The sequence below is a fragment of the Chelativorans sp. YIM 93263 genome (assembly GCF_028767125.1).
In the GTDB taxonomy this organism is placed as follows: domain Bacteria; phylum Pseudomonadota; class Alphaproteobacteria; order Rhizobiales; family Rhizobiaceae; genus Chelativorans.
Map to the genome: position 1 here is coordinate 1 of NZ_JAKCWP010000002.1, position 21554 is coordinate 21554.

The 21554-nt window shown below is 57.2% G+C and carries 19 protein-coding genes; 9 read left to right on the forward strand and 10 right to left on the reverse strand.

The window, feature by feature from the left end:
• Positions 1–338: 338 nt before the first annotated feature.
• The 3 genes from LY631_RS04260 to LY631_RS04270 all read left to right on the forward strand — a co-directional run bounded on the left by LY631_RS04260 (position 339) and on the right by LY631_RS04270 (position 2166).
• A complete protein-coding gene (locus LY631_RS04260) occupies positions 339–779 on the forward strand; it encodes a methyltransferase family protein (RefSeq protein WP_274423899.1) in 441 nt (146 codons plus the stop codon).
• Between the two features lies 1 nt (position 780).
• On the forward strand, positions 781–1371 hold the full coding sequence (locus LY631_RS04265; RefSeq protein WP_274423900.1) for a TetR/AcrR family transcriptional regulator: 591 nt from the start codon (positions 781–783) through the stop codon (positions 1369–1371).
• A gap of 240 nt (positions 1372–1611) precedes the next feature.
• On the forward strand, positions 1612–2166 hold the full coding sequence (locus LY631_RS04270; protein WP_445082848.1) for an AAA family ATPase: 555 nt from the start codon (positions 1612–1614) through the stop codon (positions 2164–2166).
• A gap of 391 nt (positions 2167–2557) precedes the next feature.
• Here LY631_RS04270 and LY631_RS04275 read toward each other — a convergent pair whose 3' ends face one another.
• The 4 genes from LY631_RS04275 to LY631_RS04290 form a co-directional block, all read right to left on the reverse strand.
• Entirely contained in the window at positions 2558–3205 is a 648-nt protein-coding gene (locus tag LY631_RS04275) for an abortive infection system antitoxin AbiGi family protein (RefSeq protein WP_274423902.1), read from the reverse strand.
• Between the two features lie 129 nt (positions 3206–3334).
• Positions 3335–4288 (reverse strand): UvrD-helicase domain-containing protein, encoded by a 954-nt coding sequence (locus LY631_RS04280; protein WP_338000415.1) that lies wholly within the window; start codon positions 4286–4288, stop codon positions 3335–3337.
• A 109-nt stretch (positions 4289–4397) separates the two neighbouring features.
• The gene (locus LY631_RS04285; protein ID WP_274423904.1) at positions 4398–5996 is read right to left on the reverse strand and encodes an ATP-dependent nuclease; all 1599 of its coding nucleotides are present in this window, start codon (positions 5994–5996) and stop codon (positions 4398–4400) included.
• Positions 5997–6493: 497 nt separating this feature from the next.
• On the reverse strand, positions 6494–7282 hold the full coding sequence (locus tag LY631_RS04290) for a metallophosphoesterase (RefSeq protein WP_274423905.1): 789 nt from the start codon (positions 7280–7282) through the stop codon (positions 6494–6496).
• A 394-nt stretch (positions 7283–7676) separates the two neighbouring features.
• Between LY631_RS04290 and LY631_RS04295 the strand changes: the two genes are divergently transcribed.
• Complete coding sequence (locus tag LY631_RS04295; RefSeq protein ID WP_274423906.1) at positions 7677–7889, forward strand: hypothetical protein; 213 nt, start codon at positions 7677–7679, stop codon at positions 7887–7889.
• Between the two features lie 262 nt (positions 7890–8151).
• Here LY631_RS04295 and LY631_RS04300 read toward each other — a convergent pair whose 3' ends face one another.
• From LY631_RS04300 to LY631_RS04315, 4 genes are all read right to left on the reverse strand, one after another.
• A complete protein-coding gene (locus tag LY631_RS04300) occupies positions 8152–9114 on the reverse strand; it encodes a LysR family transcriptional regulator (RefSeq protein ID WP_274423907.1) in 963 nt (320 codons plus the stop codon).
• 110 nt (positions 9115–9224) lie between these two features.
• The gene (proX, locus tag LY631_RS04305; protein ID WP_274423908.1) at positions 9225–10259 is read right to left on the reverse strand and encodes a glycine betaine/L-proline ABC transporter substrate-binding protein ProX; all 1035 of its coding nucleotides are present in this window, start codon (positions 10257–10259) and stop codon (positions 9225–9227) included.
• Positions 10260–10282: 23 nt separating this feature from the next.
• Positions 10283–11212: an ABC transporter permease gene (locus tag LY631_RS04310; protein ID WP_274423909.1), complete on the reverse strand. Its 930-nt coding sequence runs from the start codon at positions 11210–11212 to the stop codon at positions 10283–10285.
• Positions 11209–12450, reverse strand: coding sequence for a quaternary amine ABC transporter ATP-binding protein (locus LY631_RS04315; protein WP_274423910.1), 1242 nt, complete (start codon positions 12448–12450; stop codon positions 11209–11211). The genes LY631_RS04310 and LY631_RS04315 overlap by 4 nt, the downstream gene beginning before the upstream one ends.
• Positions 12451–12881: 431 nt before the next feature.
• Between LY631_RS04315 and LY631_RS04320 the strand changes: the two genes are divergently transcribed.
• From LY631_RS04320 to LY631_RS04335, 4 genes are read left to right on the forward strand one after another with little or no spacing between them, the layout of a single operon-like run.
• On the forward strand, positions 12882–13628 hold the full coding sequence (locus LY631_RS04320; protein WP_274423911.1) for an alpha/beta fold hydrolase: 747 nt from the start codon (positions 12882–12884) through the stop codon (positions 13626–13628).
• The gene (locus tag LY631_RS04325) at positions 13625–14767 is read left to right on the forward strand and encodes an FAD-dependent oxidoreductase (RefSeq protein WP_274423912.1); all 1143 of its coding nucleotides are present in this window, start codon (positions 13625–13627) and stop codon (positions 14765–14767) included. Before LY631_RS04320 ends, LY631_RS04325 begins: the two co-directional genes overlap by 4 nt.
• 38 nt (positions 14768–14805) lie before the next feature.
• The gene (locus LY631_RS04330) at positions 14806–15003 is read left to right on the forward strand and encodes a tautomerase family protein (RefSeq protein ID WP_274423913.1); all 198 of its coding nucleotides are present in this window, start codon (positions 14806–14808) and stop codon (positions 15001–15003) included.
• The gene (locus LY631_RS04335; protein WP_274423914.1) at positions 15004–15777 is read left to right on the forward strand and encodes an alpha/beta fold hydrolase; all 774 of its coding nucleotides are present in this window, start codon (positions 15004–15006) and stop codon (positions 15775–15777) included. It abuts the gene before it with no gap.
• 41 nt (positions 15778–15818) lie between these two features.
• Here LY631_RS04335 and LY631_RS04340 read toward each other — a convergent pair.
• Positions 15819–16582 (reverse strand): IS5 family transposase gene (locus tag LY631_RS04340; RefSeq protein WP_274424441.1). Its coding sequence is split into 2 segments (ribosomal slippage): positions 15819–16261 and positions 16261–16582, totalling 765 coding nucleotides; the frame shifts between segments, so codons are not numbered across the junction.
• Positions 16583–16745: 163 nt separating this feature from the next.
• On the opposite strand from LY631_RS04340, the gene LY631_RS04345 reads away from it, so the two are divergent.
• Positions 16746–17276 (forward strand): hypothetical protein, encoded by a 531-nt coding sequence (locus tag LY631_RS04345; RefSeq protein WP_274423915.1) that lies wholly within the window; start codon positions 16746–16748, stop codon positions 17274–17276.
• 221 nt (positions 17277–17497) lie between these two features.
• Here LY631_RS04345 and LY631_RS04350 read toward each other — a convergent pair whose 3' ends face one another.
• Complete coding sequence (locus LY631_RS04350; RefSeq protein ID WP_274423916.1) at positions 17498–21283, reverse strand: vitamin B12-dependent ribonucleotide reductase; 3786 nt, start codon at positions 21281–21283, stop codon at positions 17498–17500.
• Between the last annotated feature and the right edge of the window lie 271 nt (positions 21284–21554).

The following is a 21554-nucleotide window of genomic DNA, read 5'->3' on the forward strand; positions in this document are numbered from 1 at the left end:
TCATGTCCGGTTCGGTTGCGGCAAAACCAGTCTGCGTGAATAGCAGTGCGCAAAGTCCACGCACAACAAAGCGGCGGTTGACGAACATGGCGAACTCCTCGCGCTGCTAGTGGGTAATCTGTACAATCCCACCCACGCTGGAAACCCTTTAGTTCAAATGTCGGCTTCTGCATCCTCCCGCTTAAAGCAGAATTTTCCACAATCCACCTCCTTGCGGCGGATGCTGACAGTCGCATCGCTCGATGGCAATATCAGCCGACGTGCACCCTTGCATACCAAAATTGATAATTGCAATATTATTATCAGTTATTATAGTCCTCTATGAAGAGGAAGCTGCCATGCGAATCCTGCCACCATTACTCTGGATATCGATGCTAGGCCTTATAGGGGCCGCTTATGGGATCGGATGGGGACCGCATTTGCTGCCCGAATCCTGGCGTTGGCCCGGAATTGCCATTGTCGCCATCGGCATGGCGGTCACCATAGCGGCCTCGCGCCAATTCCATCGCGTCAGAACCAACATCAACACTTTCCGAGCTCCGGACACGCTCGTTACAAATGGGCTGTTCGCCATCAGCCGGAATCCCATGTATCTCGGCTTCTGTGTCTCACTTTTGGGCGCGGCAGTCTTTGCCAACCGGCTAAGCGCGCTCGCGCCTGCGGCTCTTTTCTTCCTGGTCTGTCAATTCTATTACATTCCTTTTGAGGAGCGGGCGGCTGAGCGCGTCTTCGGCGAACCCTGGCGCGGCTACGCTCGTAGAGTGCGGCGGTGGATCTGAGATGGCTCGTCCCAAGCCTGATGAAGACCTCATAAAGGCGCAGCTTCTTGACGCTGCAGAGCGGCTGCTCGCGCGCTACGGGCCCGCCAAGGTCACGGTGACGGAGATTGCCTCCGAATGCGGTATGTCGCAGTCGAACGCTTATCGCTACTACCCGACCAAGCAGGCGCTCATGGCCGCGTTCGCCGCGCGCTGGTTTTCCGAGGTGGAGGCCAAGCTTGCCGAAATCGCTCAAGGGCAGGGAACGCCGCGGGCACGGCTGAGGCACCTCCTCAAGACCCAGCTTGCCATAAAGATCGAGCGCCATGATCGGGATCCGGCGCTATTTCGCGCCTATCTGGAACTCGCCGCCGCCAATCCGGCTGCAGTCGCCGCGCATAGTAAGCGGCTATCCAGTCTAATCGATGGCTTGGTTGCCGAAACCTCTGACGGGTTGAGCGGACGCAAAATTAACCTTGCTGCTACAACACAGGCAATCCTGGACGCGACGCTGATGGTCCGAGATCCCTGGCTCATCGCACGGTTCAGGGACGCTTTGGACAAGGAGCGCGCGGACAGTTTAATCGATCTGGCGATAAGTGCGCTGGATTGAGCGGAGGGGAATGTCGCACGTACAACCGACGTGAGGCCGTATTCCCGACGGTGACCGCGAATGGCTCGGGATGAGCCGCCCAACGGTTTATCGGCGATCTTGCGCCTGCCGTTCACGGCTCGCGTGCCGCATAGAGAAGCGGCGTTCGACCCCTTCTGAGACATTGAAAGGGCTCGTGCGATCATCCAGAAGCTGCCACAGCACAGCAGCCGAATTCAATCGCGAGAAGTATCGATGAGCATCGACCACAGAGGTGAAATTCTGATCCTAACAGGAACTCCAGGGGCAGGCAAAACGACGACAGCCTCCGCTTTGGCAGCATTAGGCGGATCGCCCAAGGTTCATCTGCATGCAGATGATTTCTGGCATTTCATAAAGCACGGAGCGGTTTCACCCTATCTTCCGGAAGCGCATCGCCAGAACGAGGTGGTGCTTGACGTTTTGGCAAATGTCGCAGCCGGTTACGCCAAAGGTGGTTACTTCGTCATCGTTGACGGCATCGTAGGGCCATGGTTCCTCGAAGCGTTCAGCACAATCAGCCTTCCGACTCACTACATCGTGCTTCGACCATCCCTGGAGACTGCGATCGAACGCTGCCGCCTACGAGGCGGCGATACACTATCTGATCCCGCACCGATTACTGCGCTGCACCAGCAGTTCTCGGCGCTCGGTCCTCTCGAGCGGCACGTCCTGACAACCGAAGACGACGATCGAGGAAGCTTACTGTTGCGCGTGACGGCCGCGTTGGGCAGTGACGCGTATCGACTTACCTGGGAGCCAGCGGCAGAAATCTAAGCTTGGGTTCCGAAAGCTGCCCTTCTGGTAACCACCCCAATCCAGCCTTAGATATCGACCGTCTCCCATCCGGATCGGAAATGGTTCTCTAGGGCACATTCGGGGCCGTCTGCTGACTGTCCGGTTCTGGCCGAAAAATTGAGTAAGCCGCCGTTCAGCAACCGACCCCAACTCGGACATTCAGAGAGCTGTTTCCGCCGCCCAGGAGCTGCCGTTCATGCAGCGACTGAATGGGCCGGAAGGGGACTGGCAGGTTTGATGAGGCAGACAAATACAACCGGACTTTAGCCGGTCGGTAATGCACCCGATCTGACGTAAGCGTCCTAAGCGCGCCGTCTGACTGGGCTGCCCTCGCAGTTTGAAACGCTCGGCGAGCGTCCCGCGGATGGGTTCACGGATAGAGGGCAGCTTCTATCTTGTCCTCTCCCCAGTAGGGATCGATGAACGGACATTCGTAGCTGGGACCCACATGCTCGAGCTTGGCGGACGCGAAGAAGCCCCTTGCAATATCATCAAGGTCCTCGGGAATGATCAAGAACGCAGGATCCGTCTCCGCGAAATGCAGGTTGCCGACGTGCCTCCATTCCCTTTCCCACTCATAGAGGTATTTTGACTTGCCGTAGGTGCCCGGCAAATCGACGAACGGTGCGACATCCCAAATCGGCGAGCTTGGCTCGTTTACGGCTGCATGAACCATTGCGTTGACCGCCTTCGCCTGTATCGTATCCTTGTAGGCATAGAGGATAGGTCCACCGCCGCGTTCCACGACATATTCCTTCCGAAAACCAATGCCGTGCTGCCCTCGAACATCCGCAAGACGCTTCAGGTGGTGAAGCGGCACTTCGCTGAAGCATACCGACTTCCTCGCGGGCGCAAGGTGACGTCCAGCGCCGAACGCGTTCTTCGCAATGATTCGTCGCTCGTAAAGGATCGAGATCGCATTGTCGTAGGCGGACCTCGGCGGGTTTTCTTTCGCGAAATGAACCACGTACTTCGACATGTCCTTCCATGACGGATCGATGGTGCCGACTAGCGCCATTTCACCACCAAGGGATAGAGCGAGGAAGGTTGGGCGGAGCCGCGATGTATCGCTTTGCGGACGCTTCAAATCCGCCCGCGAGCCTATTAACCTGTTCGCTAAGCGATTCTGAGAGCGTACGCTCAGTCCTCATGGTTTCCACCAAGTGGCTGGTATAGCGCAGGTCTTGCCGTCGAACACGAAAGCTACGCTGTAACGAGCACGGGTCGCAGCGACGTACATTCGGGTCGCAGATTTCTCGACATGGCTCAGTTTGCCGGACGCGAGCCACGATTTTGCACCGCCATGCGGGAAGATAAGCACCCGTGGGAATGTGAGGCCCTTTGCCTCGCCGAAGTTCATCGCCGCATACCCGCCACAAGGGGTTTTCACATTGTAGCGAAGTGCCTGCGGGGAGAAGCGCTTCACGTACTCATCGACATCGGCGCTCGCTACCAGAAAAACCCCATCGTGCCCCGTCACGACGGCGTTCTTGGAAACCGTTTTGGGCTCTTTAGGAAAGAATCCGTCGCCGAGGTCTGCGATCGCCTGATTGCCACGATAGGTATGGGTTTCGTACTCGATGCCGACGAGACCAGCCTTCTGCCAAAGCTCGAATTTCTTGATGATGGCCGGGCCGGCAAATTGTTTGTTTTTCGGAGAATTATTGGTCGAGAGGATAGCCTGCCGGTGATCTCCGACGAGGGTTAGCGGAATCTCGGCTTTCAGGATCAGCTCAAGCACGTCGAGGTCGTAACCGGCCATGTCTTGCACTTCATCGATAATGATGTGAGTGAACCGCTCCTTGAGGCGACGCATGATGGCACCGCCCGAGGCCACGTTACAAGCGCATATAAATTTGGCTATTTTGTCGGAGTAGATGCGGTCGCCATCGAGGAAATAGTGTTCTGCGGTCTTGGATTCGGCCGAATAGATTGCCGATTTTCCCTCGACCCAATGAATGCCATGGATGCGTTCCTCGTGCAGCGCTGAGCGGTAGGGACGAGCAAGCTCTCTCAGCAGGAAGGTGTACCACGAGAGCACCTCAATATGAGGTGGGACAGCCGGCGAGCGCTCGAAAGCTTTGAGCTGAATCTCGCGCACATTGTTGCGCGTGTACGTGATGAGCGCCGTAACACCCTGTGTGGATGCCAGTGCCTGATCGACGACGCGCGTCGTCTTTCCGCCACCTGCGGCCGATATGACAATGCGATTAACGGATGGCACGGCCGATATAATCCGGAGCTTCCCACCCAACGTCCGTCTCGAAGAATTTCAGAGCCGTGGCAGATTTGTTGTTGATCATGTGGTCGATAGCTGCCTGCTCGTCCGCAAAATCCATTTCAAGGACGGCGTTGATAACCTTCAGCCCGTTCTTCTTCATGAGCTGCGGCTCTAACGTGTTTGCTGTCTCGTCATCGTCGTACTGAATTGAGATTTCGTCGGAGTTGAAGAAGTCCGCGTACTTCGTCTTCAGAGCTTCGACCTTGCCGTCGTTGTCCGTGACGACATCCACTTCCTTCTTCATAGCCACAGCGATCTGAAGGAAACGCTTGAACGCGAGCGAGTTGACCGAGATGACGTCCACGCCCTGTTCGAGCGGCATTTTGCCGTGCTTTCGATGATAGGCACGTTGAACGATCAGTTCGTCCGATGGACCCTCAACGAGGATCGACCGCTTCGACAGGATGAGACGGAGCGTGTCGTGTCCGGGCAGCTTCATGAAATAATCGCGGGTGGTCTGATCCTTCAGCTCGTTGAGCCGAATTGCTTCACCGCGTTTAAATAGGAGGACGCTCTCGACGCCGAGCTTGTTGAGAACGAAGCTGCTGTGCGTTGTGATGAAAATCTGGCGGTCACCAGCATGCTCGGCGATATGGCCGATGAGCTCGTTGAGGCTGGAATATGAAAGGTGGTTTTCGGCCTCCTCAATGAGGATGATATTGGACTTGGCCGACGTCTCCATGGCCAGCTTTATCTTGACCGCATTCTGCTCTCCCTTGCCGACTAGCGGCAGCGGTGTATCATCGAGATGCGGCATGATGCCGGCTTCCCATGTGGCCCGCGCCGACGTGTCGAGCGAAAGAGAGATGGCTTTTTCGCTGATTTTCCCCTTCTTTTCCGCAAGCGCGTCGTTGATCGTTTGGACCTTAGGCTGCTCCAGAAAGCGATGCTTCATGAGCCGGTAGGTGAGAGCCAGGTCGACCTTCTCCTTCGGGCTCAAGCTCTCCTTTACAATGTCAACGATGTAGCGACTGGCGGCAACGTTATTCCTGATCGTGCTCGCGTCGATAAGGCTTGCGTTGAGCGGGATCTCGCGCGCATTGGAGATATCGTTTTCCGAAAAGCTGCGCCAGCGGATGACATAATACTCGATCGGAACGGTCTGAATCTCTGCCGGGTCCGATACGTACTCCGCAAACTCCTCGGCCAAGGCAGGGTTTAGCTCAATGGCGAGAGAGACGCCGGACTGGTCGAGCCCGAGCTTGTTGTTGTTGCCCTTAAGCTTTGCGAGTGAGGCATCGTTCGCAAGATAAAGTTCGATCAGGATGCGGGGCGGTTCTGGGGTCTGCCCCTGTTTGCGCTTCTCGAAATATTCGAGAACGAGATCGACGTTGAAGAGGTAGGGGTGCAGTTCGATTGCCAAAGGGCGACCGTTGAGCTGCCCGGTAAGCGCAAGGTGGATCGCCTCCAGCAAGGTTGATTTGCCACATTCGTTGTTGCCCACGATCACGTTCATCTTCTCGTTGAACGTGACATCCGCCTTCTTCAGGCATCGATAGTTCTCAATGACCACTCGCTCAATAAACACGTAGACAATCCCCCTCGTGCTCCAGCTTACCATGGAAACCTTCGGTGTCGACGCGTGAGGTTGGTTGGTCCACGGGCCGTGTAACAAGCGTCCGCTTCTGGAACGGACGATTGCGGCAGTGAACGTCAACAATGGGGCGCGAAGCTGAAAGCCCGCGAATCGAGAGAACGTCCGCTTCCGCAGGGCGCGCGACCAAGAGCTGCCGGTCCGTTTCCCACCCAATGCCGGCCATCTCACCAATAGCGCTCCCGTTCATCGCTTCAACGGCGGCGTCGGGGCCTGATACCGGACTGTCCTGTTCGGCTGGATATAGCGATAAACTGCTGTTCTGCAGCTAACCCCCTCCCGGTCGTCAAAAAAACATTAGGGTCCCCACAAGCGGATAGCCAGCACCACAGAACAAATCCACTGCTGCAATTGACGCAAGTCGACCTCCCTGGTTGCCGCAACAGTCGCCGCTGAGAGTAGAAAAGGAATTGATGAATACGAAACCGCTTCTAGTAATTGGCCAACTCGCTCGGTCTTCCCATTTCCGACCGGACTTCCTCCTGCGCAATTTTCACGCGGCCATCATCATTAGCTATTGAAAACAGGAAGTACCCGCTATCGGACATCCCGGGCGCGACAAAACATGAAAGCCTCCCGGAGGCATACGCTCCAGTATCCAAGGCGATGCGGTTTGGCCTCACATCGGGCTTCAGGTCGGCTGTAGGCGTATGCCCATGAACAATGATGCGTGAGAACGGCTTCTCATGTGACAAGAACTCATCCCGTATCATCATCAGATCTCGTGGGTCCTGGTCATCAAGTCCGCGCAGGGGAGATATGCCTGCATGTACGTACGCAAACGTGTCATCAACAAGGATGTACTCCGACGAGCGCAGCAACTCGAGGTGATCGGGCCAGTGCGACCGGAATACCTCAGCCGCTTCCCTAATCGATTTTGCTTCTAGCAGGCCGTAAGACAGCATTGTTGAAGCGCCGCCAACCTCCAGAAACCAGCGTTCGTATCGCCCTGGATTCGGTTCTTTGGAAGTCATGAAATCAAGGAAGTAATTGTCGTGATTCCCTCGGATAAGCCGAGATGTGGGCCACTTCATTATCGTAGTATGGACAAGGTCCATACACACCCGACTGTCCGGACCGCGATCAACGATATCGCCCAGGAACAGAACTCGAGGCTCCACTCCTATGCGATCGGCATGACGTTCAATTTCCAATAATAAAGGCTCAAGGAGATCTGCGCGACGATGAACATCCCCGATCGCATATGTCTTGGTAAGCAAAAGAAGTCTCCTAAATTCTGTAATGCAAGTGCGACGACGCGCACAGCAGCTTTGCAGAACGGCTGACGCCGGGGAGGACTAGTTGGGTGGTCTTGGAGTTCTGGTTGTCTGAAATCGGCTAGAGCTCGCTTCCCCGCGCAACTTGGCGTTCCTCCCGTTATCGCAACGCTTCCGTTCTAACGCTGTACACAAGAGAAACTAGTTACACTCTGTTAGTGATAGATGAAGAGGCAGAACCCGATGCCGGACAGAACCGAAAAGGCGCTTCAAAGGCAGGGCAGGGAGATTCCGTTCAGCTATCTGGCCAAGCGGTTCGGACGGAAAAACGCAGATCATATGGCGGCATTTGGCTCCTGACGTGGTCAGGGGCGATACGAAGGAGGCGACCTGCATTGTGCTCGACAAAGCGCCCGAGCGACTGCCCAGCGACGCGATTGCTCAATGGCTTTGGCCGTTTGAGAAGCAAGGCAAGACTCTGGATACGCCGCTCGCGATATTGAGCGTGGAAACATTGGTAGACATGCTGGAGGAAGCACGTACGAAACCGTCGATCATCGATGTGCTTGCCGAGCGAAGAACTGCCGATTCCCAAGTCACTAACGCTTGAAGCGGGTCGGCGTAGCGCATTGCCCGAACTGTAAGCCTCCGGCAACTCGTCGTATTAGGACCATGCACGGGAGTGCTATGCAGGATGGGCTTGGGAGATTAACATACCTGACCCGAGCCGACCCTGATAATCAGTAGCGGAGGCCTATGAGGCACTCGCGAAGCTGATCGTTGCTAGCGCACAATCGCCCGACCTCCTACGAGCCCCTCCCATGAAGCAGTGCCGAACTCCAGAGCGGAGATACGCTTCAACAAAACATCTCTTAGATCACGTAATCGTACTTGTCGTCAGTGTATATCCTCATCTTTTCCGGTATGGATCCCACTGTCTCCGTGAGAATTCGTATGAACTCTTGTTCAGTCTGGCTGGGACGGACTTTCTCGTTGGTTATCAAGTAGACGTCGATCGGCATAACGTTCTCGTAGGGCGGTAGCCGCCATAACAAGCCATCCCTGACGTCGCGCGCTGCGACTTGGACGGGAATGGCCCCAATTCCGATACCGGAAAGGACCATTCGGCGAACTTCCTCTAGATTGTTGGCAACGCCAGTGGGTGGCTCTCGGAAACCCATCTTCGACCGCAATTCGGAAATAGAGTTCAAAGCGTCGGAAAAGATGGCGGACTTGTAAGTCACTTCATTGTGGCCTTTGAGGTCGCCGACGTCCAGATCAGCCTTCCCAAAAAGCTCATGCTGGGGGCCACAATAGAAGCCGCAGTATTCCTTGAAAAGGTGAAAATAGGTGAATTCCGGCTGTTTCCGAAATATGGGGCCGATGCCGAAATGGATCAGTCGGTTCGACAGGGCTTCAAGCATCTCGGGCGTGTTCATGACTGTGCACGAAACAGCAGCCCGTTGGTGTTGGAGATGGAATTCCCGCACTGCCTGATTCAGCACCGGGCTCATCATATGGCTCGCAATGGTAAGGCGAACGCTTCCAGCGAGGGCGGCCTCCGAGTCCTTCAAAAGAACCAGAATGCGGTCTACAGCCCCGCAGATTTCGCTGGCTTCCCTGTGTAGAAGTCTGCCTGCTTCGGTGAGCCTGAAAAGTCTTGGACCGCGTTCGATCAACTGCAGACCAATCTGTTCTTCCAGGCTTTTCACGGCTGCACTAACCGCCGGCTGGCCCCGTCCAAGAATGTGGGCAGCCCGCGAGATGCTTTGCGCTTCTGCTACAACCACAAAGGTATACAGCAGGTTCCAGTTAATATCTTTATGCCTAGCCATCTATGGTCCGGAAGTCATGATGGCAGGACGCTACCTATCGATTTGAGTAATGTCAAAAGCTAAGCCATTCCGGTCTGGGGCCCCAAAGCGTTTATCGGGGCCCATGATATTCACTCCTTGCCAGCCTCTATAGCTGCCTTGATCCAGGAATCGAACTGCTCTTGGTGTTCTTCTATCCACATGCTGGCATGGCGCTCGATATCAGAATCCCGGTCTTCGCCGGCTTTCATCAGTCCGTTCTGCCAAACCCTGTCTTCCAAGTGCATTTCGACTGCATTGAAAAACGCGACGGCAGCCGGGTTGTCCTGGGCCCACTCTTCGCTGACACCGACATAATAGGTCGTGGGCAGCCACCCGATTTCACAGGGGTTAGACGCGCAGCCTTTGACGTCCTGAAGGGGCTGGTACTGCTCCATTTGGTCATCGGGCAATGTAGGATTGCGAAGTTCAAGCCAGACAAGGTCTTCACCGGGCAACAGATCCATCGTCGTTGGGTTAGGATACCAGGTGTAGAGAAAAATCGGCTGTCCATCCGCATAGCGCCCCTTAGCATCGGCCGACATCATAGTGTACTCGCCCTGGACTACGCGGATTGTATCCTCAAGCCCAAGTTCTTTCATGTGATGCCGCACAACTGCGGATGATCCTTCCCAATCTGCGTTTGGCCCGATCATGTCTGCTCGTCCATCACCATCCTGGTCGAACAGAGCTGCGATCTCGGGATCTTTTAGGTCCTCCAGATATTGGATGTCGTATTCTTCGGCCGTCTTGCGGTCCACGGCGTATCCCTGGATGGTTCCGGGATCCATAATCGGTCCGATCCGCCTGACCTCGCCTTCAGTCTCTTCGTACATGGGTGCATGATTTGGCAGGATTGTGTCTGCCATGTAATGCAGGTCGCCCCGGGCCATGGACGTGAAGATTGCCGGTACGCCCAATGTTTTTGGCCTGTCGACCTCATATCCAAGTTGCTCCAAGCCTTGGTCGAGTATTTCCTGCCCAAACCAGAAGGAATCCCAGTTGGGCCGCGCAGGCTTAGCGCGCTTTCCTTCCCCTGGCAGTTCCTGTGCATATGCATTCACCCCCGACAGCGCTAGGAAGGCAACGCCTAACGTCATGGTAATCTTTCCAACAGTCCTCTTCATTGCTGTACCTCCCATTGATCGGTCTAGTTCTGTACTGCTTGGTTTCTTATCGGGACGATCGCCGTTCTGATCCGCTTTAGCAGAGATGCAGTCTCGGCATCGTTGTGGCGATGTTTCGTACGCTCACCAAGTCCTTGCGTGATGCGATCGAGCGTGATCGCAAGCAGGATGATTCCGATGCCGCCAATACCGGCGAGGCCCACATCCAATCTCCCAATGCCTTGCAGTACTATGAGGCCGAGCCCTTCTGCTCCAATCATGGAAATGATGACGCTCATCACCATTGACATGAGGAGCGTCTGGTTGAGTCCAGCCATGATGGAGGGTAGCGCCAGCGGCAATCGGATGTGCATCAGCGCCTGCCACTCGGTGGCTCCGAAGGCTTCTCCTGCTTCTCTGGTTTCGACCGGAACCTGACGCATGCCGAGGTTGGTAAGCCGGATGATGGGCGGTATGGAGAAAACGATCGTCGCTATCACGCCCGGTACGGTCCCGATTCCGAATAACATGACGACAGGAACCAGGTACACAAAGGATGGCGTGGTCTGCATCACGTCGAGTACAGGGCGCATGGCCGCCCAGAAGAGATCGCTTTTACCGGCCAGGATGCCAACCGGAATTCCGACTGATACGCAGAAAGTTAGTGACGTAACCAGAATGGCCAGCGTCGTCATTGCCTCGCTCCAGATACCCATGAAAGCGATGGCTAGGAACGCGAGCGCCGAGAAGAGGCCAACCCTTATTCCGGCGGCAACCGATCCGACAGCGAGAAAAACCAAGATTACCACCCAGAAGGGCAGGGCGTGCATGAAATACTGGACGCCATCCAGAACGTTCTCGATCGGCCAACTGATAGCCTGAAACAGCGGCCGCCAGCCTGCCACCAACCAGTCGATGAACGAGTTTATCACCTCGTCGACTGGCAATTCGAATTCTCTGGGTAATCTATTCATATCCGCTCCGCCCCTTTTGGCGTGGCTTGCGATGTAGCGGCTTCTGTCGTGACCTGGGCCGGGTCTGCCAGGTGGACTAGCACATCGTTTGCCTCGAACGTGCCCGAAACTCGGTTCGAGCTATCGATCACGGCAAGGGGTAGGCCGTCCTGGAAGAGCGGATAGACGTCGATAAGGTGGTCGGTGGCGGCAATACACTTAACGCTGGTCCCGTTACAGAAGTCCTTGGCGGACTTGCCGGCAAGATCCGGACGGTCTTCCAGATCCTTTCGAAAAAGATAACCCTTAGGCTTTCCTGAAGTGTCCACGACGACCACACAGTTGCGGCCGGTCTCTCTCATGAAGCCTACGACAGTATCGGCCGAGGTGTTAGTTGTGAACGCCCTACCTCCCAACCCGGACATCGTTCCGGCGGTAACAACACGAGCTCGATCCAGATCCTTCGAGAATTCTCTCACGTAATCGTCAACTGGTTTGAGGACGATCTCTTCCGGAGTGCCCGTCTGAACAAAGCGACCGTCGCGCATGATGGCCATGTGATCGCTGAGCTTAACCGCCTCATGAAAATCATGAGTAATAAAGATGATCGTCTTCCTGATCTCCCTCTGGATTCGCAGCAACTCGTTCTGAAGATCGGCCCTGATCAGAGGATCGAGTGCGCTGAAAGGCTCATCCATCAACATGATATCCGCGTTGCTGGCCAATGCGCGCGCGAGACCAACGCGCTGTTTCATCCCCCCACTCAGGTTATCAGGATGTCGATTTCCCCATGCCGAAAGACCGACTTGCTCCAGGGCATTGGTCACTTTCTTACGGCGTACTTCCTTGGGTTCGCCGCGGAGCATCAGGCCAAATTCTACATTCTCTAGAACAGACTTGTGCGGGAGAAGAGCGAAGTTCTGGAACACCATTGCTATTTTCCGCCGACGCAACTCTCTCAGCCGTGATGGCGGCATATCGGAAACAACTTCACCGTCGACTGAGACGGAACCAGCCGTTGGTTCGATGAGGCGGTTCAGGCATCGCACAAGCGTTGATTTGCCCGAGCCCGACAGCCCCATGATCGTGAAGATCTCCCCTTCTGTGACCTCGAAAGAAATATCGGAAACGGCAAGCATCTGCCCCGTCCTTGCAAGAATGTCAGACGGATGCTCGCCTTGGCCAGCCAAGTCTAGTGCCTTTTCGGGCCGCCCCCCGTAGACCTTGTAAAGCCCTTTGGTTTCCAGTTTCGGTGCCATTCCAGTGGCGCGCCCCTGTTTTCGTACGATTCACTGTTCTCAGGCATACTGCCAGCCTTCTCAGTCCACTGGCCAGTCGGCTGCCTTCCACCCCTTGCATTCCTTGTCGCGTGGTTCCGCCTAACCAGATCGCGATCTCATTTCTTTTGAATTGTCTCACTCGGATACGAAGCCAAGCAGAGTGTTATCATCAAGGCAAATCGATATTTTTCATGGTTTATTCGATGAAATCGATAATGCTCTAGCATCGATATAATCGATATATAGATCGAAATTATTCGTTTGACCGAATTTCAGTCGTTGAATTTGATTGGCTCGCCGCAGCATCAGATTTCGCCGCGGTTTGGCTGAACTTGAGCAAGATTGGATTTGTAGGAATGGCGGTTTCGATCGATTGTCCTCATTGGGAAACCGGAAGCGGGGAACCCTTGGTGTTTGTTCACGGCATCGGAGCGTCGCATGGCGCATGGGACGGTGTCGTTGAGATCCTCAAGTCAGACTTCCGATGCATCACTTACGACTTGCGAGGTCACGGGGAAGCCACCGTTCCGGAGCACGAATTCGGGCTCGACGAGTTGGTCGACGATTTGGAAAGGCTCCGGGCCAGGCTGGGTTTGGACAGGATGCACGTGGCGGGGCACTCTCTTGGGGGGATGATCGGTCCCGCCTATGCCCGAAAGTACCCAAATCGCGTCACTACGCTCGCGCTGCTTTCAACCGCCGCCGGCCGTACGGAAAGCGACAGCGAAAAAGTCCAGGGCGTGGTGGCCCGGATGGAAAAGGAGGGCATCGGTAACGTTCTCGAGACGCTTGTTGACCGCTGGTACACCGATGAATTTGCACGGGCCAATCCCGGGGTCGTGGAAGCGCGCCTGAAACAGGTAATGGGAACGGATCCGAAGGTTTTCCTGAATGTCTTTCACATCTACGCGGAAACGGAGATGGCTCCGTGGCTCCACGAAATCGCTACTCCCTCGCTCGTCTTGACAGGTGAGTTTGACGGCGGCTGCAATCCCCGGCTGAACGAGTTCATACACAGTCAGCTGCAGAACTCCGAACTCGTAATCCTGAAAAATCTAAAACATTCGATTCTCGCCGAAGCACCTTCGAAGGTGGCTTCCGAGATCAACAACTTTATTGCCGGACAGAAGCCTCAGGCAGAGGGTACACAGAAATGAGCAGGTCAAGGGTAGCCGAAATAGCCGGGGCAGGGCTGGCTGGACTCGCAGCGGCGACGGCGCTTGCACAGCAGGGATGGAAAGTAAGGGTGCATGAGAAGGGAAAGGACCTCCGAGAAATCGGGGCTGGCATTTACCTTTGGCAGAATGCGCTCGACGCACTGAGGACTCTTGGTGTCTACGACCAGGTTGCCACGACGGGAGTTCGGTCGGAAAAACCCCGTCTCCTGCAGGACCACAAGGCAAGGGAAGTGAAGCTCAGGCGTGAGGGCGATGCGGATCCTGAGCTCATTGTAATCCTCCGTACTGAACTGCACCGCATACTTGCCGAACAGGCGGTAAAAGAAGGTGTGGAAATTGTAACGAACTCACGCGTTCTGGGCGCTGATCCTGAAGGCAGGCTTGAATTTCCGGGAGGCTACGGCCCGAAGGCAGACCTGGTCGTCGGAGCCGACGGGGTCTTTTCACGGGTGCGAGACTCCCTGCGGTTGACCGAGCGAATTATCGATCTGAAGGACGGCTGCGGGAGGCATCTCATTCCACGCATGGAGGGTGACGGCCTCAGTAGACAGCGAATAGAAATGTGGAACGGCGGCCGCAGGATCGGCATGGCCGCGGCAAGCAAGGAATATCATTATGTCTTCCTCTGTTGCCCGGAGCACGACACGGCCGGGAGAATCCAGCAGCCTTTCAACCTGGAGGCTTGGGTTGACAGCCATCCAATCTACGAAGAGTACCTCAGTCGACTTCCAAGACATCCAGAAGAGTATTGGCGTCCGTTCTTCAACGTTTTCTGTTCTGCATGGTCGCGGGGCAATGTCTGCATTGTGGGCGACGCGGCACACGGGATGTCGCCGAATCTCGGCCAAGGTGCATGCGTAGCCATCGTAAACGCGACCGTGCTTGCTAGGGCTGTGGCCGAGAAAAACGACATCCCCGCAGCATTGGCGAAATGGGAAGAGATGGAACGGCCTTACATCGACCAAACTCAAAAGATGTCCTACCTTTACGGGTACATTGGCACACGATGGCCGCAAAAACTGCTCGGCCTCCGCAGCAGAATCCTTCCCATCGTGGCAAGGACGAACGCGCTTCAGCGCAATTTGCGTTGCGCCGTCGACCACAAGCCCGGCATCTGAACCTAATCCGAAGCCATATCTCGCAATGAGGAGCCATAATGCCGATTATCCGCGTGGAAATGTTCGAGGGGCGTAGCGAAGAGCAGAAGACCGGTCTCGTCAGGGAGCTGACAGATGGTTTCGTGCGAAGCTGCGGGGGAAATCCGGCTTCCGTCCAGGTGGTCATCAGCGAGTATTCCCCCGAAAACTGGGGGAGCGCCGGAACGCTGGTCAGCCAAAAGTCCAAGGGCAGCTGAATGCAGACCGTAAGCCGCAGGATAGCGCATTACGTGAAGGGGGAGGGCCCGGATGTTCTCTTCGTGCACGGGAACGCCTCGACACACGAAGTCTGGAGCCATGTTGTCCGCGATTTGGCAGTCGATTACCGTTGCATCTCATACGATCTCAGGGGGCATGGAGCATCCAGTAAGGAGTACGACAAGCTGACCTTGGACTTGCTCGTTGACGATCTCGAGCAACTGCGAAACGAACTTTCGCTGAGAGAATGTTTTCTCGTTGGCCATTCTCTGGGCGCTCTGATCGCAGCCGAGTATGCGTACCGTTTTCCGGACCGGGTCAGGAAACTCTGTATGATCGCCGCCCCTGCGCGTCGTGACGAAAAGGCTAAATCTGCGGGGAAACAACTTCTCCGCCAACTCTCGGCCGATGGCGTCGGAAAGGTTTTACCGGGACTGGTGAAGCGTTGGTACACCAATGCATTCGTTGCGGCACATCCAGGATCACTTGAAGCAAGGCTCGAACAGCTCAACAGCATAGAGGACCGCGTATTTATCGACGCATACAGTCTCTACCTCGAAACGGATATCAGTCCGAAACTCCCGCACCTACGCATGCCCGGTCTGGTCATGACGGGGGAGCACTCGTCGGGCAGCGATGCAAGGGTCGCGCGTTACATTGCTGATGCCATGCCCGACAGCTCTCTGACCGTCTTCCGTGAAATGAAGAATGGGATACTAACGGAAATACCGGACAGGGTGTCAAAAGAGCTTGCAAGGTTTCTTCGGAAGTAGCGAATTCAAGACGCAACCGAGCGAGGAATCTTTCGGTTGGCCTAGGTCGTGTGGACAAACCTGATCCACTGTCTGATCGTTGCGAGTTGAACGAAGCCGAGGAAGCTTGAAGCCAGCTTGTCGTATCGCGTGGCGATGCGCCGCGACTGCTTGAGGCGATTGAAGAAGCGCTCGATGCGGTTGCGCAGCGCGTATTTGGTTTTGTCGACCGGGCGCTGAACTCTGCGGTTCGACTTTGCCGGGATCACCGGGTCCGCGCCGCGCCGCTCGAGATCGTTGCGAATGGCGTCGCTGTCATACCCCTTGTCGGCCAGCATCGCGGCCGGATCGGGTGCCTCCTCCTGCATCAGCTCCTGGTAGGCGGCCATGTCCGAGGCTTGGCCGGGCGTCAGGCAGAAGCCGATGGCGAGGCCCTGCGCATCCGTTCGGGTATGAAGCTTGGTCGTGAGCCCACCGCGCGAACGGCCAATAGCATTTCTTTGAATCCCCCTTTTCCGCCGGCTGCGTGCTGGTGCGCCCTCACGATCGTGCTGTCGATCATCTGCATGGTGGTGTCGGCCGCGTCGCTTTCGGCAAGGCCTGCCAGCATCACGTCCCGGACGCCGGCTTCCGTCCAGCGGCGATACTGGCGATGGACTGAGTTCCAGTTGCCGAACTCGGCCGGCAGATCACGCCAGGGCGAGCCCGTCCGCGTGATCCAGAAGATGCCGTCCAGCACCTTGCGGTGATCCTGCGGCCGTCGGCCGCCGCTCGAACGGTTCTCGATCAGGAACGGCGCGAAGAACGCCCATTCCGCATCGCTCATCAGTCGTCGAATCAACGCCGCTCTCCTCAAAGAGCAGCGTTGAATCACGCGTCAGGTGAAATGGGAATCCCGTTTATCTGCACGACCCAGGCGGGGCTGAAAAGTCTTTACGCGCACCTCCTGACAGAGGGCTGTCAGGGAGACTGTGTGATATTCTCTATCTATGCCGCGCAACAAAAGGTTTTGGACTATGACGATTTCTACGCTTCTCGCTGCTCTTGGATCCGACGGTCCGGTAACTGAATACGCGAAGGACATGGAGCTTTATGGGTGGCTCATTGGAAGCTGGGAAATGGAGACGCTTCATCATCTCCATGACGGCACGAAACAGAAATCGACCGGGGAAATCCATTTCGACTGGGTACTCGAAGGCCGTGCAATTCAGGATATCTGGATCAGGCCCAAGCGCCCTGCTCCATCCACCATGTATGGCACGACCTTACGCGTTTTCGATCCCGAGATCGGCGGTTGGCACATCATTTGGAGTGACCCGCTCAACCAAGATTACTCGCGCCAGATCGGACGGGCAGAGGGCAAGGACATTGTTCAGCTAGGTGAGGATTCACGCGGGCTGAAAGCACGGTGGCGATTCACAGAGATCACTGCAAACAGTTTCCATTGGATTGGCGAAGAGCGCTCTTTGGAGAGTGACCCTTGGCAGATCACGTTTGAACATTTTGTCCACAGAACCTAGTGCACTTGCGTTTGGTTGCCGTAAGCACAAACCTCGCTACTTCTGACAGCTGAGGCCTACTTCCGGCCTTTTTCCGGCAACAGAAAACCGGGCAGCAAACTGCCCGGATTTCATGAGCTTCAGCCATTTTCTGCAGTTGGGACATCGCCAAGCTGCCATTGCGGACATGTTAGGCTGCAGGAGGACAAACTATGTTGCCCTCCTCAAACCCCTTTGTTGCCTCAACTACACCCGCTCGTCGCCCCGCATGTATCGCACTTCTCACACGTGCCGTTCCGCACCATCGTGAAATTCTGGCACTCGGAGCACATGTTGCCGGTGTAGCCTTGGGCGATTGCCTGCTGGCGGCGGCGGGACTCTACCTTTTTGGCCTCCGCCGCTTCATCGGCTGCCTTTTCCGAGAATAGGGCGTCCGTGCCTTCTTCCGCCTCGGCTTCCTCGGCAAGCTCGCGGGCGCGCTCCTCATAGTCGCGGCGGAAGGCGGTGGGCTCTTCCTGGAGGCCGGGGTTGGCGGAACTTAGCGCCGTCACCGCGCTGCCCGACGAGATGGCGCGGACATTCGAGGCGGAGCCGCCGGCGGGCGTGGAACGGGCAGGGGAGTCCGAACCGGCTTCGCCCCTCGGCTCCTTGCTGCTGACCAGCTTGAAAGGCGAGGCGCCGCGCGTCAGGCCCTTGGAGAAGGGGGTCGCCTTGCCCTCGTTGATGCCGCGGCCGAGCGCGGTGTTGGTGAAGTCGGACGTGTCGACATGGGCGAGGTCCGAACGCTCGAGATAGGAGACCGCCAGCTCGCGGAAGACATAGTCCAGGATCGAGGTGGCGTTCTTGATGGCGTCATTGCCCTGCACCATGCCGGCCGGCTCGAACTTGGTGAAGGTGAAGGCGTCGACATATTCCTCCAGCGGCACGCCGTATTGCAGGCCGATGGAGATGGCGATGGCAAAATTGTTCATCATGGCGCCGAAAGCGGCACCTTCCTTGTGCATGTCGATGAATATCTCGCCGAGGCGGCCATCGTCGAACTCGCCGGTACGCAGGTACACCTTGTGCCCACCGACCACGGCCTTCTGGGTGTAGCCCTTGCGGCGGTTGGGCAGCTTCTCGCGGTCGCGGTAGAGGCGCTCGACCACGCGCTCGACGATCTTCTCGGTGACCTGTGTGGCCTGGGCGGCAGCGGGGCTCGCCACCAGCTCCTCGGCCAGATCGTCGGCCTCGTCCTCGTCATCCGAAAGCAGCGAGGAATTGAGCGGCTGCGAGAGCTTGGAACCGTCGCGGTAGAGCGCGTTGGCCTTCAGCGCCAGCTTCCAGGAGAGCATGTAGGCTTCCTTGCAGTCCTCGACCGTGGCGTCGTTCGGCATGTTGATGGTCTTGGAAATGGCGCCCGAGATGAAGGGCTGGGCCGCGGCCATCATGCGGATGTGGGACTCGACCGAGAGATAGCGCTTGCCGACCTTGCCGCAGGGATTGGCGCAGTCGAAGACGGGCAGGTGCTCATCCTTCAGGTGCGGCGCGCCTTCCAGCGTCATGGCGCCGCAAATGTGGATGTTGGCGGCCTCGATCTCCTTCTTCGAGAAGCCGAGCGCGGGCAGAAGCTCGAAGGAGAAATCGTCGAGCTGCTCGCTCGTGAAGCCGAAATTCTCTTTCAGCCAGTCCGCACCCAGCGTCCACTGATTGAAGACGAACTTGATGTCGAAGGCGGCCTTCAGCGCGCCGTTGAGCGCCTCGATCTTCTCGTCAGTGAAGCCTTTCGCCTTCAGGATCGAGGGATTGACGCCAGGGGCCTGGTTCAGATTGCCATGGCCGACGGCATAGGCCTCGATCTCGGCGATCTGCGCTTCGGAGTACCCGAGACTACGCAGCGCCTCCGGCACGGCGCGGTTGATGATCTTGAAATAGCCGCCGCCGGCGAGCTTCTTGAACTTCACCAGCGCGAAGTCGGGCTCGATGCCGGTCGTGTCGCAATCCATGACGAGGCCGATCGTGCCCGTGGGCGCGATGACGGTGGCCTGCGCGTTGCGGTAGCCGTGCTGTTCGCCCAGCTCAAGCGCGCGGTCCCAGGCAGCGCGGGCATGCTCCATCAGGTTGGGCAGCGGGCAATCCTCGGGCTTGAGCGCGACGGGATTGACGGCGAGGCCCTCATAACCTTGCGTTTCGCCATGGGCTGCGCGGCGGTGATTGCGGATGACGCGCAGCATGTGCCGGGAATTGCGCTCGTAATCCGGGAAGGGTCCGAGTTCGCCGGCCATTTCGGCGCTAGTTGCGTAGGCCACGCCCGTCATGATCGCCGTGAGCGAGCCGCAGATGGCGCGGGCCTCGTCGGAATCGTAGGGAATGCCCGAGGTCATCAGCAGGCCGCCGATATTGGCATAGCCGAGGCCGAGCGTGCGGTACTCGTAAGAAAGCCTGGCGATCTCCTTGGACGGGAACTGCGCCATCATGACGGAGATTTCCAGCACCATCGTCCACAGCCGCACGGTATGCTCGTAAGCCGCGATGTCGATTGTACCGTCCTTCTGCCGGTACTGCAGCAGGTTCACCGAGGCGAGATTGCAGGCCGTGTCGTCCAGGAACATGTATTCCGAGCACGGATTGGAGGCGCGGATGGGGCCGGCGGCCGGCGAGGTGTGCCAGTCGTTCATGGTGGTGTTGAAGTGCAGCCCCGGGTCAGCCGACGCCCAGGCGGCGTAGCCGATCTTTTCCCACAAATCGCGGGCCTTCAGCGTCTTGGCGGGCTTGCCGTCGATGCGGTTGATCAGCTTCCACTCGCCGTCGCTCTCGACGGCGCGCAGGAAGTCGTCCTTCAACGAGACGGAGTTATTGGAGTTCTGACCGGAGACGGTGAGATAGGCCTCCGAGTCCCAATCCGTGTCGTAGGTCTTGAACTCGATGTCCGTGTGGCCCTGACGCGCAAACTGGATGACGCGCTTGACGTAGTTTTCCGGCACGGCATTGCGCTTGGCGAGCTTCACCTCGCGCTTCAGTGCCGGATTCTTCGTGGGGTCGAAGCAGTCGTCATTGTCGGCCTGACAGTTGACGCAGGCCTTCATGATGGCTTCGAGGTGTTTCTTGACGATCTTGGAGCCGGTGACGAGGGCGGCGACCTTCTGCTCCTCCTTCACCTTCCAGTCGATATATTCCTCGATATCCGGGTGGTCGATGTCGACCACGACCATCTTGGCCGCACGCCGCGTCGTGCCACCGGACTTGATGGCGCCGGCAGCGCGGTCGCCGATCTTGAGGAAGGACATGAGGCCGGAGGACTTGCCGCCGCCCGACAGCTTCTCACCCTCGCCACGCAGATGCGAGAAGTTGGAGCCGGTGCCGGAGCCGTATTTGAACAGCCGCGCCTCGCGCACCCAGAGATCCATGATGCCGCCCTCATTGACGAGGTCGTCGCCCACGGACTGGATGAAGCAGGCATGCGGCTGCGGATGTTCGTAGGCCGATTTGGACTTGGTCAGCTTGCCGGTGAAGGGGTCGACGTAATAGTGGCCCTGGCCGGGGCCGTCGATGCCGTAGGCCCAGTGGAGCCCGGTGTTGAACCATTGCGGCGAGTTGGGCGCGACGCGCTGGGTGGCGAGCATGTAGCAAAGCTCGTCCATGAAGGCCTGGGCGTCGTTCTCGGAATCGAAATAGCCGCCCTTCCAGCCCCAATAAGTCCAGGTGCCGGCGAGACGAGTAAAGACCTGGCGCGCGTCGATCTCGGAGCCGTAGCGCTCGTCCTCGGGCAACTCTTTCAGCGCTTCCTCGTCGGCCACCGAACGCCACAGGAAGGAGGGGACCGAATTCTCCTCGACCTTTTTCAGGCGCGCGGGCACGCCGGCCTTGCGGAAATACTTCTGCGCCAGGATGTCGCTGGCGACCTGAGAGAATTGGGCCGGCACATCGATATCGGCGAGCCGGAAGACCGTGGAGCCATCCGGGTTTTTGATCTCGCTCGTAGCCTTGCGGAATTCGACCTCCGCGTATGGAGACTGGCCTTCTCTGGTGAACCGGCGTTCGATGCGCATCTTCGTCCCTCTCGATCCCAAAATATAGTGCCCCGCTCGGGGCAATTCCCGTCACATTTTCGCGACGGAGTCCATTCCGCCGAAAACGGCCCGTGCCCCATGCAACGGCCGCCATTCCGCCCGCTTCCCAGACCCCGTTCCCCGCCAGCCTGCCGATAAAGCATGCCGCCGGTTGAGGAGCCGGGCCGGACCAATCCGACGCTTCGCGAGGTGATCTCTCCAAGCGGAGAACTGCACCTTATCTAGTGTCAGATTGCGCCACAAACCCTAA